Genomic DNA, 15847 nt, shown 5'->3' with positions numbered 1-15847 from the left:
CCGCAGAGGATTCCCCATGACACCCACAGAGTCCGGCGCCACGGCCACAGCGACAGGCGCCCCCACGGACACCGACGCGGCCGCCCCCACGGACACCGGGCCGGGCGCCGCCACGGAGCCAGGCACCCGCTGGGAGCTCGGCCGGCGCTTCATGCTCCGCGCGGCCGGCCTGCCCATCGAGACGGTGCACGGCCTGCGTTGCCCCGGCACCCGCCGCTGGGCCGACGCCGTACTGGCCGAGGAGGAACGCCTGACCGCCGCCGGGGCGGCCCTCAGCGACCTGCTGCACACCCTGGTCAAGTCGACCACCGGTCCCGACGAGGACCCGGGCGACGCCGCCGTGCGCCGCGGGCTGATCAACCTGCGCCGGCAGGTCTTCAACAACCGGCTGCCCGCCGACACCGAGGCCGCCGTCCACCTGGTGACGGAGCAGGACCCCCAGACCGGCCGGCTCACCGCCCAGTGGCTGCACGACCGTGCCCGCCTCGAGGAGTTGCGGGCCACCGGAGCGGACCTGCTCGCCGGTGAACTCCAGGAGAACCGGCGGGTGCTGCGCGAGGTACTGACCGACGACCGGCTGCGTCTCGGTCTGCTGCTCGCCTCGCCCGCCCTCGACGGCCGGCTGGACGCCTACCTGCGCGACACCAGCCCGCGGCCCGGCAACCGGCTGCGCAAGATCGAGCGTTCCGCGCTGACCTACCTGTACCGCACGGCCTGCAAGACCAGCCCCTTCAGCACCTTCACCGGTATCGGCCCCGGCACCTTCGCGGGCGACCCGTCGGACGACGGGGCCGCACTGCACACCGGCGAGGACTGGGTGAGCCACGTACGGCTCAACGTGGTGGCGCTGGCCCGGCTGACCGAACTGATCACGGCCGACCCCGGCCGCCGTCAGGACCTGCCGGTGGTCCTCTCCCCGGGCTGGGGACGCGACGCCGACCGCATCCGCTACGTACGCCACGTGATGACCGCGGGCGACGACAGCGCCGCCGTCACCTTCGACGCGGTCCGCGACCGGCTGTTCTACCTGCGCAGCAGCGGCACCCTGGAACGGCTCCTGGAATGGCTCGGCGCCCAGGACGCGCCGGTGCGCCACCGGGACCTGGTGGCCTGGCTGGAGACCGAGCACGACGCCGGACGCGAGGAGTGCGAACGGTACGCGTCGGCCCTCCTGGACCTCGGCATGGTGCAGGTGCCGGTGCTCCGCGCGGACGTGCACGGTCAGGACCCGCTCCGCTCCTACCAGGACGCCCTGCGTTCCCTCGGGGCGCCCTGGGCCGACCGGCTGGCCCGCCTGCTGGACGGCCCGGCCGACTGCCTCGCCCGCTACCCCGGGGCCGACGTCGGGGAACGCCGCACGCTGCTGAGCACCCTGCGCGGTCGACTGCTCGACGCACAGCGGGAACTGGGGGCGGCCGAACCGGCCCTTCCGCAGACCCTGGTGTACGAGGACGTCGACACCGGCGACGACCTGACCTGCGGGCCCGCCGTACTGGGCGGGGAGACCGGCCGGGCCCTGCGGGCCGTCGAGGGCATCCTGCCCCTCTTCGACCTGACCCTGCCCCAACGCATCACGCTGCTGGGCTTCTTCACCGCCCGCTACGGCCGCGGCGGCCGCTGCGACGACCTGCTCGGCCTGGTCCACGACTTCCACGAGGACTTCTTCGACCAGTACGTCTCCTTCACCTCCAAACGCGCCTCCTACGACGAGAACGGCACCTACCTGCCCGAGGAGAACTGGCTCGGGCAGAGCGAGATGAAGGCCCTCGACCGGGCCCGCCGCCACTTCCACGAGGGCATGAAGGACCTGTGGCGGCGGCACGGCACGGTGGCCGACGCCGACGTCGAGGAGATCGAACTGCCGGACCGGCTGCTCTCCGAGACCGCCGGTGAACTCGCCCCGATCACCGGTGACTTCACACCTCAGAGCCATCACATCCAGTTGTCCCGTCCGCCCGGCGGCCGTCCGCTGGTCGTCCTCAACAAGTCCTACGGCGGACTGGCCTTCCCCTTCAGCCGGTTCACCCACCTCTACGACGGCGCCGGAGCGGACACGGGCCCGGCGGCACCCGGCTTCTCCGACGCCCTGCGCGAGGAGATGGCGGCCCGCCGGCCGGAGGGCGCCGTGTTCGCGGAGGTCACCGGAGGACCGGTCAGCAGCAACCTGAACCTGCACGGCCGGCTGACCGACCACCAGATCGTCTGCCCGGGCGAGACCAGCACGGTGCCCGAGGACGCCCGGATCCATCTCGACGACCTCTACATCGAGCACGACGAGCAGGCCGGCCGCCTGGTCCTGCGCTCCCGCCGCCTCGGCCGCGAGGTCGTGCCGGTCTATCTCGGCTACCTCGTGCCGATCGCGCTCCCCGAGATCCCGCGCACCCTGCTGCTCCTCTCCCCCAGCACCATGGCCCCCTTCGACGTGTGGGCGGGGGTGCCCGAGGGCGAAGCCGAGAACGGGGTCACCCGCAGGCCCCGGGTCCGGTACGGGAACGTGGTGGTCAGCCGGCGCAGCTGGACCGCGGACGCTCAGGGCCTGCCGGCCCGCCGCCCCGGGGCCGGGGAAGAGGAGTACTACCTGGAGTACCGGCGCTGGCAGCGCGTCCACGGCCTGCCCGACCGCTGCTTCGCCACGGTCTCCCACGCCGATCAGGGACCGATCGGGGCCAAGCCCGTCCACGTCGATTTCGACAGCCCGCTCTCCCTGTCCGCGTTCGACGCCCTGGTGGAGCGCAAGCCGGGCACCCGGGTGGCCTTCCGGGAGATGCTCCCCGCCGAGGACGGGCTCCACCTCACCTCCCACCGCGGCCGGCACGTGGCCGAGCTCGCCGTGGAGACCTTCACCACCCGCCGACTGCCGCAGTCCGAACCGGAGGCCGCCCCGTCATGCCCGAACTGACCGAACCCGCGGCCTTCCGGCCGGACCCCGAGGGCACCGGCCCCTCGCCCTGGCTGGCCCTGCACGTCTTCTACGCCGCCAACCCCCAGCCGCTGCTGGTGAACTGCGTCCGCCCGCTGGTCGACCGGCTCACCGAGGACGGGCTGCTGTCCGGCTACTTCTTCATCAACTACTGGCTGGAGGGACCGCACATCAGGCTGCGCCTGCGCCCGAGCGGCCCCGACGCCGAGGCCGAGGTGCGCCGCCGCACCGAGGAGGCGATCAACGACTTCCTGAAGGCCCGCCCCGCCCTCTACGAGGTCGACTCCGGCTTCCTCAAGGACTTCTACAACTCCCTCTTCGACATCGAGTTCCCCGGCGAGGACCGGGCCAAGTACATGGGCCCGGACGGCCTGATGAACCTCAGGCCGAACAACTCCTTCTCCTACGAGGTCTACGCCCCCGAGTACGCCAAGTACGGCGGACCGGCCGGGGTGGACCTCGCCGAATGGCACTTCCGCCACTCCAGTGACCTGGTCCTGGAGGCGTACCGGAGCATGAACCTGCACCTGCGGACGGTGCTGCTCGGTACCTCCGCCCAGCTGATGATGGTGATGGCGAGCTGCTTCCTGCCCGAGGAGGAACGGCTCGCGGACTATCTCGACTCCTACTACGCCTTCTGGCACCGGCTGTTCCCCGGTACCAACTTCATCGGGTCCACCGAGTACGAGCGCACCTACGAGCGCATGGCGCCGTCCCTCGGCGCCCGGTTCGCGCAGATCAGGCAGGCCGTGGCGAGCGGCGACCTGTCCCGGCTGCCGGCGTTCCTGCGGCGCTGGGCCGAACACTGCCTGGAGCTGCGCGAGCGCGTGGTGGACCTCACCGAGCGCGGCGAACTCGCCTTCCCGGCCTGGGACGGCCCGGCCCGCGAGGACACCGGCCAGGAGCGCTCCGAGGACCCCGACGCGGCTCCTCTGGTGACCGTCACCCACGCGCCCGCGGTGCTGCCCCGCCTGCTGTCCCCGTACATGCACATGACCAACAACCGGCTGCACGTGACGATCCGGGACGAGGCGTACCTGGCCTTCATCCTGGGCCGGGTGCTGCGCGAGCCGGCCGACGGACGGCAGGCGGTCTCATGAGCGCCACCGACCAGTCGCCCACCGGCCAGTCGCCCACCGATCAGTCGTCCACCGGCCACTCCTCCGTCGGCGACCACTCCGCCGTGGGCAACCGTGCCGCCGCCGGCCACGGAGCCGCGGACCGCGCCTCCGCCGCCCGCGCGTACCGCCCCGCGCTGCGTCCGGGCGTGCTGATCGGTCCGCCCCTGCTGCGCGGTCCGCGTACCGTCCACCTCATCAAGCACCCGGTCAGCGGTGCCGCGTTCGAGGTGGGTCCCAAGGAGCACTTCGTCATCAGCCGGCTCGACGGGACCCGCAACGTCGACGACGTCGTGTCCGAGTACGCGGACCGGTTCCGTCTCAGGCTCCCCGAGGAGCAGTGGACCCGGCTGCTCGGCCTGCTCGGCACCCGCGGACTGCTCGCCGGGTCCCCGGACCCCGCGCCGCCCGAGCCGCCACCGGCCCGCACCGGGACCTTCTGGAAGGGCAGCCGGCGGACCGTCGCCGACGCGCACGGGACCACCGGACGCCTCCACCGGCTGCTGCGTCCGCTGCTCCGCCCCTGGGTGCAACTGCCGCTGGTGGCGGCCGTACTGGTGCTGATCGTCGCCGTGCTCGCGGATCCGGTGGCCACCCTCGACGGGACGTGGGAGCTGCTGACCCGCCCGCTCGTGCTGATCCCGTTCGCGGTCTTCCTCTGGTTCAGCATCTGCCTGCACGAACTCGCCCACGGGATCGCCGCCCGGCACTACGGCGGTGTGGTCACCGAGATCGGGCTGCGCTGGCGGTTTCCGGCCATGATGATGTACTGCACGGTCGACAACTACCTGTTCCTGCCGGGTCTGCGGGCGAAGCTGGTGGTCGCCGCCGCGGGCGCGTACGTCAACCTGGTGCTCCTGCTGCCCTTCGCGCTGTGGTGGGCGCTGCTGGACCCGGCCGACCCGGGCCGCCCGGTGCTCACCGGGATGCTCTTCGTCGGCGTCGTGCAGGCCCTGAGCAACCTGGTCCCGCTGCCGCCGCTGGACGGGTACCGCATGCTCGGCCACACCGTGGGCGCCGCCAACCTCGCCCCGGAGACGGGGACCTACCTGACCCTGCGCAGGCAGGGACGGGACGCCGTCGCCGCCTACCCGCGGCGCGCCCGCCGTCTCTACACCTCCTACGCCGTCACGGCGGCCACTCTCGTCCTGCTCGCGGTGACCGGAACCGGCACCGCCGCCGTCCTCCTGCTGCTCCGATGACGTCCCCACCCCGAAAGATCACGCAACTCATGAATGAGGTACCCCTATGACCTCCCCCTCCCCCACCGCAGACCGCGGAGCCGGGCCGGCCGTCTCGGTCGGTGACGTGACCAAGAGTTACGGCGACCGGCGGGCCGTCGACGGGGTCTCCCTGGACGTCCGGCGCGGCGAGTTCTTCGGGTTGCTCGGTCCCAACGGCGCCGGGAAGTCCACCCTGGTGGAGATCATGGAAGGGCTGCGCAAGGCCGACTCCGGCTCGGTCACGGTGTTCGGCGAGTCGCCCTGGCCGCGCAACACCGCTCTGCTGCCGCGCATGGGCGTGCAGACCCAGTCGTCGGCGTTCTTCGTACGGCAGACCGTCCACGAGCACCTGCGTACGGTGGCGGCCCTGTTCGGCGCGGAGCGCGCCGCCGTCGACGCCACTCTGGACGCCGTGGGCCTCGGCGGGCGGCACGGCGTCCGGGTCGACGACCTCTCCGGCGGCCAGCGGCAGCGGCTCGCCATCGCCTCCGCGCTGGTCCACGGACCCGAGCTGATCTTCCTGGACGAGCCGACCGCCGCGCTCGACCCGGAGGGCCGGCGCGCTCTGTGGGAGGTCCTGCGGGGCCTCAAGGCGGAGGGCCGGACCATCGTGTACACCACCCACCACCTGGACGAGGCGGAGGCGCTCTGCGACCGCGTCGGCATCCTGGTGGCCGGCCGGCTCGTCGTCACCGACGAACCGCAGCACCTGATCGGAACCTTCGGCGCCACCAGCCGGATGCTGGTTCCGCTCGGCCGGATCGACGAGCAGAAGGCCGCGTCCCTCCCCGGCGTGGACGCCGTCACCGTGCAGGGCGGGCACCTCGTCCTGGAGACCCGCGCCACCGGCAAGGTCCTCGCCGCCCTCGACACCGTCACCGGTCTGGACGGTGTGCAGACCCGCACCCCCAGCCTCGAGGACGTCTACCTCGACATCACCGCCCGGCAGAACCCGCAGACCCCCCTCACCACGAACGACCAGGAGCACCAGGTATGAGCGCCTACACCGCGCTGACCGCGGCGGGCTACCGCGCCCAGGTACGGGACAAGACGACCGTCTTCTTCACCTTCGCCTTCCCGCTGATCTTCCTCATCGTCTTCGGACTCATCTTCCGGGGCCAGGACGTCGAGGAGAGCGGCTTCTCCTACCTCTCCTACACCGCCGCCGGAGTGCTCTCCTGGGGCGTCGCCAACGCCGCCGTCTTCGGCATCGGGTTCACGCTGATGCAGTGGCGCGCGGACGACATCCTGCGGATGATCCGCATGTCGCCGGCCCCGCTGTCCTCCGTCATCGGGTCCCGCTACGTCCTGGCCCTGGGTGTGGGACTCGTCCAGTCGGTTCTGTTCGTCGGGGTGGCGATGCTCCCCGGTTTCGACCTGGTGCCCGCGTCCCGGTGGCCCCTGCTGATCCCCGTCATGGCCCTCGGCATCACCACCTTCCTGCTGCTCGGCGTGATCGTCGGCAGCATCGCCGACACCCCGGAGTCGGTGGCCGGCATCGCCAACTTCCTGATGCTGCCGATGGCCTTCCTGTCCGGGTCGTTCTTCCCGCTGGACGCCATGCCGGACTGGCTGCAGAAGGTCTCGCTGGTCATGCCGCTGCGCTATCTCAACGACGCGGTGTCGGCCGCCCTGATCGGCCGCGGCGGCCTCTCCGACATCGGCACGGGGTCTCTCGGGCTCGTCGCGTTCGCCGTCGTCTTCGGGGCGATCGCGGCGCGCACCTTCCGCTGGACGAAGACCTCATGACCACCGCGACCCGCCCGCTCCCGCATCCGATGGAGGAGGCCCGCGGCACCCTCCAGACCTTCCTGGACGGCCGCTTCGGCGCCGACGCCCCACGGGTCGTACCGGTCGGTGCCGTCGGCGCGGGTGGCGGGGACGCCGGGGCCCGGGACCCGTGGGCCGCACAGCGTCCGACGGCGCTGGTCCACGTCAGCGCCTCGGCGATCCTGCTCGGCCCCTGGGGAGGCGACGGCGAGGCTCCCGCCTGTGGCCGCTGCCTCGCCCTGCGGTGGCAGCGGCTGCGCAGCCGAAGTGAGCGCAACGCCCTGGAGACCGGCGGCGCCGACGGGCCCCGCCCGGCCGGTGCCTGGCCGCTGCTCACCGGTCACGTCCACGACACCGTGGCCGCGCTGTGCGAGGCCCTGCTGCGCGGTCCTCGCCCGGTGCCGCCCGCCGAGCACCCGGCGGACCGCGCCCTGCCCCAGGTGACCCGGCTGGATCTGACGAACCTGACGGTCAGGACGTATCCGCTGCTCGCCGACCCGCTGTGTCCGGACTGCGGCCCCCGCGCCCGGCCCCAGGCTGCGGACGAGGTCCAGCCGCTCGCTCCCGCTCAGCGTCCCAAACCGGACCCCGGGACCTACCGGCTGCGCTCGGCCTTCGCGTACCCGCTGCCCACGGACGCCCTGGCCAATCCGGTGTGCGGCGCCCTGGGCGCCGGGACCTGGACGGACGTCACCTCGTCCACCACGGCCCCGGTGGCCGGCAGCGCGTTCGTACGGGGGTACGCGGGGCTCCACGACGTCACCTGGAGCGGGCAGGAGAACTCCTTCGCCACCAGCCGCCGGCTCGCGTTCCTCGAGGGTCTGGAACGGTACGCGGGAACCCACCGGCGCGGCGGTTCGGCACCGGTGGTCGGCTCGTACGACGAGCTGAAATCCGACGCGATCGACCCGGCGGTGTGCGGCCTGTACAGCCCGGAGACCTACCGGGACGATCCCTCGGTCGAGCCCTTCGACCCGGGCCGGCCCATCCCCTGGGAGTGGGGCTGGTCGCTGCGGGACGAGCGCGCCGTCCTGGTGCCGTCGCGGCTGGTCTACTACAGCATCCCGCTGGCCGACGACAACTTCGTCTTCGAGTGCTCCAACGGCTGCGCCATCGGCGGGTGCCTGGAGGAGGCCGTCCTGGGCGGCCTGCTCGAACTCGTCGAGCGGGACTCCTTCCTGAACGGCTGGTACGGCGCGGCCCGGCTGCCCCGCATCGACCTGGAGACGGTCGGCAGTCCCACGGCGGTCGCCATGGCCGAGCGGGCCGCCCTGCAGGGTTACGACGTCCACGCCTTCGACAACCGGATCGACCTGGCGATCCCGGCCGTCACCGTGGTCGGCGTCCGCCGGGACGGAGGTCCGGGCACGCTGTCCTTCGCGGCCGCGGCCTCACTGGACCCGAGGTCCGCGGTCGAGGGGGCCCTGTCCGAAGTGCTGAGCTACATCCCGCACCTGGCCCGGCAGACCGCCGAACGCCGCGGCGAACTGGAGGCCATGGCCGACGACTTCTTCCTGGTGCGCCATCTGAAGGACCACCCCCAGCTCTACGGGCTGCCCCGCATGGCCGCGTACGCGCGCGACTACCTGGAGCCGTCCGAGGTCCGCCCCTTCGACGAGGTGTACCGGGACTGGGAGAGCCACGGCCGCCCCCGCACCGGCGACCTGCGCGACGACGTCGCCGTGGTCCGGGACGAACTGGTCCGGGCGGGCCACGACGTCATCGTCGTCGACCAGACCTCGCCCGAGCAGGAACGGATGGGGCTGCGAACGGTGAGCACGGTGGTACCGGGGCTGCTGCCGATCGACTTCGGCTGGAACCGGCAGCGGGCCCTGCTGATGCCCCGGCTGCGCACCGCGCTGCGCCGCGGCGGGCACCGGGACCGCGACCTCACCGACGCGGAGATCCGCCGGGCCCCGCACCCCTTCCCGTGAGCCCGTCTCCCGGGCCTCCCCGCGCCGCGGCGGAGGCCCGGCCGTTTTCCGGAGCACGTCCATGACTCCACCGTCCCACCCCGCCCCGGGCCCGGCACCGGCCGTTCCCGGGCCCCCGCCCGCACCCGGTCACGGCTCGCTGCCGCCGGGCACCGAGCAGCTCCTCACCCGCGTGGGGGAGGTGCTGAAGCCCGCCCTCACGCACTACCTGGACCTGCACGCGCACCCGGAGGTGTCCGGAGAGGAGGCCCGCACCGCGGACCGCTTCGGCCGGCGCCTCGCGGCGGCCGGCTGCGACCTCACCCACCAGGTGGGCGGCCACGGCGTCGTCGGGGTGCTCCGCAACGGGGACGGCCCCCGCGTCTGGCTGCGGGCCGAGCTGGACGCGCTCCCGATGCGCGAGCGGTCCGGGCTGCCGTACGCCAGCCGCAACGACGCCATGCACGCGTGCGGCCACGACCTGCACCTGGCCGCGGCGGCCGGTGCGGCGGACCTGCTCGCCCGGCTGTCCGACCGGTGGCGGGGCACCCTGCTGGTGGTGGGACAGCCGGCCGAGGAGACGCTGGCCGGGGCCGAGGCCATGCTCCGCGACGGCCTGTACGAACGGTTCGGCAGACCTGATGTCGTCCTCGCCCAGCATGCCGCGCCGATGCCCTCCGGCACCGTCGCGCACGCGACGGGCCAGGCGCCGATGGCGGCGGCCGGCGCGGTGCTCGACGTGGTGCTGCACGGACGCGGCGGTCACGTCGCCACCCCGCACCTGGCGGTGGATCCGGTCGTCACCGCGGCAGCCGTCGTCACCCGGCTCCAGAACGTCGTCGCCCGCGAGACCGCACCCGCCGACCAGGTGACGCTGACCGTGGGGACCGTGCGGGCCGGAACGGCCGCCAACGTCATACCGGACCACGCCGTGCTCGGCATCGCGGTCCGCGCGGCCGGCGAGGCGTCCCTGGACCGGGCGCTGGCCGCGGTGCGCCGCATCGTGCTCGCCGAGAGCGCCGCGGCGGGCGCGCCCCGGGAACCCGAGGTGACCGTCGCCTCCCGCTCGGCGGCCCTGCTGTGCGACCCGCGCACCACCGGTTCGGTACGGCAGGCCCACACGGGGCTCCTGGGGCCCGCGCGGGTGCTGCCCTGGCCGGGCTCGATGGCCACGGAGGACTTCCCCCTGTTCGGGGACGCCGGAGCCGCGATCCACGGGGAGCACGGGATCCCGCTGGTCTACTGGATGCTGGGCGTGGCGGACCCGGACGCCTGGCTCCGGACGACGACCGGCGGCCCGGACGCCGCACCACCGCCGGCCCCGAACCACTCCCCGCACTTCGCCCCGCACATCGGCAGCGCCCTGCGCCCGGCGATCGCCGCGCTGACGGTCGCGGCGCTCGACCGGTTCGCCGCCGTGTGAAGGCCCGACCGCGCACGCTCGGCCGCGGATCCGTCGTGGATCAGCGCACGGCGGTGCCAGGCCGGGGGGCGGTGGGCTCCAGGCGGACGACGACGGCCTTCGACGCCGGCTGGTTGCTGATCTCGGCGACGCTGTCGAGCGGTACCAGGACCTGGGTCTCCGGGTAGTACGCGGCGGCGCAGCCCCGTGCGGTCGGGTACGGAACCACCTTGAAGTCCTCGGCACGGCGCTCGGTGTCGTCCGTCCACACGCCGACCAGGTCCACCCGCTGTCCCTCGGTCAGACCGAGTTCCGCCAGGTCGCCCGGGTTGACGAGGACCACCCGGCGGCTTCCGTGGATGCCCCGGTAGCGGTCTTCGGTGGTGTAGGGAACGGTGTTCCACTGGTCGTGCGAGCGCAGGGTCTGCAGCAGCAGGTGTCCTTCGGGGACGCCCGGCGGCTCCCCGGTGTTGCGGGTGAACAGGGCCTTGTCGGCAGCGGTGTGGAACACGCCCTCGTTGACCGGGTTCGGCAGTTGGATGCCGCCGGGGCGGACCACGCGCCGGTTGAAGTCGTGCAGCCCCTGCACGATGCGGGAGATCCGGTCACGGATGGTCCCGTAGTCCCCCTCGAACTGCTCCCAGGGGACGTCGACGCGGCCGTCGAGGGTGCGGCGGGCTAGCCGGCACAGGATGGCGACCTCGCTGAGCAGCAGTGGGGAGGCCGACCTCAGGCGACCACGGGAGGTGTGCACCTCGCTCATCGAGTTCTCGACGGTGACGAACTGTTCCCCGTGGGCCTGGATGTCCCGTTCGGTACGGCCGAGGGTCGGCAGGATCAGCGCGGTGTCGCCGCACACGGTGTGCGACCTGTTGAGCTTGGTCGAGATGTGGGCGGTCAGCCGGCACCTGCGCACGGCGTCCTCGGTGACCGCGCTGTCCGGGACGGCCCGGACGAAGTTGCCGGCCAGGCCGAGGAAGACCTTGATGCGGCCCTCGCGCATCGCCCTGATCGAGTTCACGGAGTCCAGTCCGTGGGCGCGCGGCGGGTCGAAGCCGAACTCCCGCTGGAGCGCGTCGAGGAACGAGTCCGGCATCCGCTCCCAGATGCCCATGGTGCGGTCGCCCTGCACATTGCTGTGCCCCCGGACCGGGCAGGCGCCGGTGCCCGCCCTGCCCAGGTTTCCGCGCAGCATCAGGAAGTTCACGAACTCGCGGATGGTGGGGACGGCGTGCTTGTGCTGGGTGATGCCCATGGCCCAGCAGACGATGACGCGCCGGCTGCGCAGCACCTCGTCCCGGACCTGCTCGATCTCCTCACGCGTCAGGCCGGTCGCGGCGGTGACGTCCTGCCAGTCGACGGCGCGCACGTGTGCGGCGAACTCGTCGAAGCCGGTGGTGTGGGCGCGGATGAAGTCGTGGTCCAGCACCTGCCCCGGCCGGGCGTCCTCGGCCTCCAGCAGCAGCCGGTTCAGGCCTTGGAACAGGGCCATGTCGCCGCCGAGGCGGATGTGCAGGAAACGGTCGGCGATCTGGGTTCCGGGGCCGATGACCCCGCGCGCCTTCTGCGGGTTCTTGAACCGCCTCAGTCCGGTTTCCGGCAGCGGGTTCACCGCGATGATGCGGGCACCGTTGCGTTTGGCCTCCTCCAGTGCGGACAGCATGCGCGGGTGGTTGCTGCCGGGATTCTGCCCCACCAGGAAGATCAGGTCGGTGTGGTGAAGGTCCTGGAGGCTGACCGTTCCCTTGCCCGTGCCCAGCGTCTCGTGCAGGGCGAAGCCGCTGGACTCGTGGCACAGGTTGCTGCAGTCGGGCAGATTGTTGGTGCCGAACGCCCTGGCGAAGAGCTGGTAGAGGAAGGCGGCCTCGTTGCTGGCCCGGCCCGAGGTGTAGAAGACGGCCTCGTCGGGGGAGTCGAGCGCGGTCAGCTCGTCGGCGAGCAGGCCGAAGGCGTCGTGCCAGCTGATCGGCTCGTAGGTGTCGGATCCCGGCCGTTTGACCATCGGTTCGGTGAGCCGACCCTGCTGGTTGAGCCACATGTCGGAGCGCCGGCCCAGCTCGGAGACCGGGTGGGTGCGGAAGAAGTCGGCGGTGATCCGCCGCCCCGTCGCCTCGTCGGTGATGTGTTTGGCACCGTTCTCGCAGTATTCGTTGCGGTGCCGCTTCCCCGGGGCGGGGTCGGCCCAGGCGCAGCCGGGGCAGTCGATGCCGTCCACCTGGTTCATGGTCAGCAGCGTCTCGCCGACGCGCCCGGGGGACGTCTGCTCCAGGGAGTACTCCAGGGCGTGCACCACCGCGGGGACTCCCGCGGCCCACTTCTGGGGCGGGGTCGTGGTGAGCGCGTCCTTCGGCTCTTCGCCGGGGGGCTTCTTCATCGGCTTGCCTCTCGCGTGAACTTTTCCCGCCCGTGGATTCAGCCGACGGGCCAGCAGGGCACCCGGCTTCTGGACGGTTTCGGTTCCATGGGCTGCACATGCCCGTTGCGGATGGTCCCGCGCCAGGCCCCGCCCGCGTCCCCCATACCCTCGATGTACGTCTTGAAGTGTTGGAGCCCGGACCGCACCACACGGCGGGTCACCCCGGGCACGGCGGCGAGCACACCGGTGGCGCCGCGCGCCTCGGTCCGCACCCGCACGGTGATCTCCGTCGTGCCCGCCGCGGTGCTCCGGAACGACACCTCGCCGCGGTGGGAGGGCCGCCGCTCGAGACTCCGCCAGGCCAGATGCGAGTCCGGCACCTGCTCGACGATCTCGATCCCGACCTCACGGCGCACGGGTCCGGCACCGACGACCCACCGGGTGACGGTCGGCTTGATCTGGTCGACCCGCCGCACACCGGTCATGAACCGGGGAAAGCTCTTGAACTGCGTCCATGCGTCGTACGCGGTCCGCACCGGGACCTCGACCTCGATCGTTTCCTCGACGGTGTGCATGACCCACCCATCTCCAGACGCCGTTCCCCCCCAGTCTCGGTGCCCACTCGACAGCCCGCCACACGGCTCGCTCCGCGACGGGATGCGGCGGGTCAGCGCAAGGAGCGAGGCTGTGGCCGACCGGTCCTCCCGCCGGTCAGGGCGTGACCAGGAGTGATACGGCTTCCCGACAGCTCAGCAACTCATGGAATTGCTCGTTCCGGAAGGTCCGCAGGCATGCGCAGCAGCTGCTTTCAGGGCCGCACTCACAGGCGCCGACCCTGATGAGTGCCTCCTCCGCAACAGCTTCAAGATGCTCACCGATGCGGATCACGTTGCCCGCACCACCCGGCGTGGTGTCGAAGAGGAGCAGCGACGGCATTCCGTCGGTTCCGGTGCGAACCATGCCGTCGATGTCGTCCCGGCTGGCTCAGCTCACGGGTAGCGACAGCGGATGTTCAGTTCTTCGGGAGGCACTCGAACCCCATCGTGTTCGATGTTCACGAGAAACGACGGCACCCCGGCCAAGGCATCCGGCAGCCTACTGGAGGCTCCAGAGGCTCAGGTGCTCGAAATCCAGGGCAGGTGAATACGTTGAGCGCGCCCTTGCCACTCAAGACGGCCTCGGTGTGCGTAACGCATGGTCAAGGGTTGCGTGGGGCTACCAGGCCGGATTCGTAGGCAAGGACCACGAGTTGGGCCCGGTCACGGGCACGGAGCTTGGCCATGGCCCGGTTGACGTGGGTTTTCGCAGTCAGCGGGCTGATCACCATGTGGTCGGCGATCTCGTCGTTGGACAGGCCCCGCGCGACAAGGACAACAGCCTCGCGTTCGCGAGTGGTCAGCTCTTCCAACCCCGTGTCGGTACCGGTGGGCAGCGGCTGGGTGACGTACCGGTTGATCAGCCTGCGGGTGATCGAGGGTGCCAGTAGGGCATCGCCACGCGCGGCGACGCGTACGGCGTGCAGGAAGTCTTCTGGCACGACGTCCTTGACCAGGAATCCGGCAGCGCCGGCGCGCAGCGCGTCGAAGACGTATTCGTCCAGACCGTAGTTGGTCAGGATGACGACGTGCACCCCGGCCAGGGCCGGGTCCGCGGCGATGCGCCGGGTCACCTCGATGCCATCGATGACCGGCATCTGGATGTCGACAAGCGCGACATCGGGCAGGTGCTCTTTGGCGAGCTCCAGGCCCTCGCTGCCGTCGGCGGCCTCGGCCACCACCGCGATGTCGTCTTCGAGATCGAGAAGGGCGCGGAATCCGCTACGGATGAGCGGCTGGTCGTCGACCAGCAGGACACGGATCATGACATCCGGTCCACGGGGAGTTCAGCTTGGATGGTGAAGCCGCCTTCGCCGCGTGGTTCGGCCCGCAGCCGACCGCCGAGGGCGGTGACGCGTTCACGCATGCCGAGCAGCCCGAGGCCGGGTACCGGGGCGATGGCCGGCGTCGCCTTGCCGTCGTCGTCGACGCGTATCACGAGGGCGTCCGGACGGCAGTCGATCCGGACCGACGCCGTGGCCGCGTCCGCATGCCGGGCAACGTTGGTGAGCGACTCCTGAACGATCCGGTAGACGGTCCGGTCCACCGCGACCGACACGTCGTGTCGCTGTCCCGCGATCGTCAGTGTCGTGTCCAGGCCGAACGTACGGGCCCACTCCACCAGTTCCGGGACATCATCGAGCCCGCGCGGCGGGGCCGTGTCGTCATCGCGCAACGCCTCCAGCGTCGCGCGCAGCTCCCGGCTCGCCTCGCGCCCGGCCTCCTGGATCGCCAGCAGGGAAGGCGGCGCCTCCTCGCCCCGCCTGCGGGCCACATGCACGGCGACCTCCGCCTGCACCTTGATGACCGAGATCTGGTGGGTGAGCGAGTCGTGCAGCTCCCGAGCGATACGGAGCCGTTCCTCGTCGGCGCGGCGCCGCGCGGTCTCCTCCCGGGTGCGCTCAGCCTCGTCCGCCCGCCGCTCGGCCTGTCGCAGCGCCTCTCCTGCAGCGCCGGCTGCGACCAGCCAGGCGATCTCGAGGGCGCCTCGAGCCTGCGCGAACACCTCACCCGTGTCGTGCAGGCCCGAAGCCATGGCCGCGAGCGGCAGCAAGGCCAGCATGACCACGCTCGCCGCCACCGTGACGGTGCGGTGTCCCGCCCGTACGGCCGCGTACACCGCGAACAGGTACGCGACGGCGGGCACGTCGAAACCGGCCGCCTGGTACCCCACCGCGCACAGCCCGGTGACGGCCAGGACGGCAACCGGAGCCCGGCGGCGTGCGCCCAGCGCCAGCCCGCCGATCGTCAGCAGCACGTACCCGAGCAAGGCGAGGTCCGTGGCGGCACGCTGTCCGGACAGCCCGGTGACCAGCAGCGCCACCATCACGCCGACAGCGAGGCCCCAGTCTCCGAACCGGGCCCGAACGCCGGACTCACCTGCACTCATGCACGCACCCTAGCTGGCTGTCACCGCGGGCGAGTCCCCCTCGTGAACGAGCGGCCGACTACCGCACACGCAGTACCTTCGCGCCTCCTGCGGCATCCGTGGTAGCCGGATGCCGCATCGGCGGCAGTGTGAAGTGTCTACGTCCGCCGGACGACCGTGG

The 15847-nt window shown here is 72.0% G+C and carries 12 protein-coding genes; 7 read left to right on the top strand and 5 right to left on the bottom strand.

Translation table 11 applies throughout. The features are described from left to right. Window positions 1-16: 16 nt before the first annotated feature. From AC6F7H_RS32315 to AC6F7H_RS32285, 7 genes are all read left to right on the top strand, one after another. Window positions 17-2899: a lantibiotic dehydratase gene (locus AC6F7H_RS32315; protein WP_500761415.1), complete on the top strand. Its 2883-nt coding sequence runs from the start codon at window positions 17-19 to the stop codon at window positions 2897-2899. Then, on the top strand, window positions 2887-4020 hold the full coding sequence (locus tag AC6F7H_RS32310; protein WP_500761413.1) for a lantibiotic dehydratase C-terminal domain-containing protein: 1134 nt from the start codon (window positions 2887-2889) through the stop codon (window positions 4018-4020). The genes AC6F7H_RS32315 and AC6F7H_RS32310 overlap by 13 nt, the downstream gene beginning before the upstream one ends. Beyond that, window positions 4017-5240, top strand: a complete 1224-nt coding sequence (locus AC6F7H_RS32305) for a peptidase M50 (RefSeq protein ID WP_500761411.1) — start codon at window positions 4017-4019, stop codon at window positions 5238-5240. The genes AC6F7H_RS32310 and AC6F7H_RS32305 overlap by 4 nt, the downstream gene beginning before the upstream one ends. 46 nt (window positions 5241-5286) lie before the next feature. After that, on the top strand, window positions 5287-6258 hold the full coding sequence (locus tag AC6F7H_RS32300; RefSeq protein WP_500761409.1) for an ABC transporter ATP-binding protein: 972 nt from the start codon (window positions 5287-5289) through the stop codon (window positions 6256-6258). Beyond that, window positions 6255-7010: an ABC transporter permease gene (locus AC6F7H_RS32295; RefSeq protein ID WP_500761407.1), complete on the top strand. Its 756-nt coding sequence runs from the start codon at window positions 6255-6257 to the stop codon at window positions 7008-7010. The genes AC6F7H_RS32300 and AC6F7H_RS32295 overlap by 4 nt, the downstream gene beginning before the upstream one ends. After that, entirely contained in the window at window positions 7007-8965 is a 1959-nt protein-coding gene (locus AC6F7H_RS32290) for a TOMM precursor leader peptide-binding protein (protein ID WP_500761405.1), read from the top strand. Before AC6F7H_RS32295 ends, AC6F7H_RS32290 begins: the two co-directional genes overlap by 4 nt. Window positions 8966-9026: 61 nt before the next feature. Continuing rightward, window positions 9027-10367, top strand: coding sequence for an amidohydrolase (locus AC6F7H_RS32285; protein ID WP_500761403.1), 1341 nt, complete (start codon window positions 9027-9029; stop codon window positions 10365-10367). Between the two features lie 40 nt (window positions 10368-10407). On the opposite strand, the gene AC6F7H_RS32280 is transcribed toward AC6F7H_RS32285, so the two are convergent. The 5 genes from AC6F7H_RS32280 to AC6F7H_RS32260 all read right to left on the bottom strand — a co-directional run bounded on the left by AC6F7H_RS32280 (window position 10408) and on the right by AC6F7H_RS32260 (window position 15687). After that, window positions 10408-12720, bottom strand: a complete 2313-nt coding sequence (locus tag AC6F7H_RS32280) for an FdhF/YdeP family oxidoreductase (protein WP_500761401.1) — start codon at window positions 12718-12720, stop codon at window positions 10408-10410. A gap of 38 nt (window positions 12721-12758) precedes the next feature. Continuing rightward, window positions 12759-13277, bottom strand: coding sequence for an SRPBCC family protein (locus AC6F7H_RS32275; RefSeq protein WP_500761399.1), 519 nt, complete (start codon window positions 13275-13277; stop codon window positions 12759-12761). A gap of 136 nt (window positions 13278-13413) precedes the next feature. Beyond that, window positions 13414-13671: a DUF1998 domain-containing protein gene (locus AC6F7H_RS32270; protein WP_500762173.1), complete on the bottom strand. Its 258-nt coding sequence runs from the start codon at window positions 13669-13671 to the stop codon at window positions 13414-13416. Window positions 13672-13900: 229 nt separating this feature from the next. Next, entirely contained in the window at window positions 13901-14563 is a 663-nt protein-coding gene (locus AC6F7H_RS32265) for a response regulator (protein WP_500761397.1), read from the bottom strand. Continuing rightward, entirely contained in the window at window positions 14560-15687 is a 1128-nt protein-coding gene (locus AC6F7H_RS32260) for a sensor histidine kinase (protein WP_500761395.1), read from the bottom strand. The genes AC6F7H_RS32265 and AC6F7H_RS32260 overlap by 4 nt, the downstream gene beginning before the upstream one ends. Window positions 15688-15847: the final 160 nt, after the last annotated feature.

This window comes from Streptomyces sp. MMS24-W38, assembly GCF_059889265.1.
Note: the sequence above shows the minus strand (reverse complement) of the source record. Positions and strands in the feature narration are given on the sequence as shown.

Excerpts from the sequence above, each read along its gene's own strand:
- AC6F7H_RS32315 (WP_500761415.1), top strand. The coding sequence starts at position 17 with ATGACACCCACAGAGTCCGGCGCCACGGCCACAGCGACAGGCGCCCCC.
- AC6F7H_RS32310 (WP_500761413.1), top strand. The coding sequence starts at position 2,887 with ATGCCCGAACTGACCGAACCCGCGGCCTTCCGGCCGGACCCCGAGGGC.
- AC6F7H_RS32305 (WP_500761411.1), top strand. The coding sequence starts at position 4,017 with ATGAGCGCCACCGACCAGTCGCCCACCGGCCAGTCGCCCACCGATCAG.
- AC6F7H_RS32300 (WP_500761409.1), top strand. The coding sequence starts at position 5,287 with ATGACCTCCCCCTCCCCCACCGCAGACCGCGGAGCCGGGCCGGCCGTC.
- AC6F7H_RS32295 (WP_500761407.1), top strand. The coding sequence starts at position 6,255 with ATGAGCGCCTACACCGCGCTGACCGCGGCGGGCTACCGCGCCCAGGTA.
- AC6F7H_RS32290 (WP_500761405.1), top strand. The coding sequence starts at position 7,007 with ATGACCACCGCGACCCGCCCGCTCCCGCATCCGATGGAGGAGGCCCGC.
- AC6F7H_RS32285 (WP_500761403.1), top strand. The coding sequence starts at position 9,027 with ATGACTCCACCGTCCCACCCCGCCCCGGGCCCGGCACCGGCCGTTCCC.
- AC6F7H_RS32280 (WP_500761401.1), bottom strand. The coding sequence starts at position 12,720 with ATGAAGAAGCCCCCCGGCGAAGAGCCGAAGGACGCGCTCACCACGACC.
- AC6F7H_RS32275 (WP_500761399.1), bottom strand. The coding sequence starts at position 13,277 with ATGCACACCGTCGAGGAAACGATCGAGGTCGAGGTCCCGGTGCGGACC.
- AC6F7H_RS32265 (WP_500761397.1), bottom strand. The coding sequence starts at position 14,563 with ATGATCCGTGTCCTGCTGGTCGACGACCAGCCGCTCATCCGTAGCGGA.
- AC6F7H_RS32260 (WP_500761395.1), bottom strand. The coding sequence starts at position 15,687 with ATGAGTGCAGGTGAGTCCGGCGTTCGGGCCCGGTTCGGAGACTGGGGC.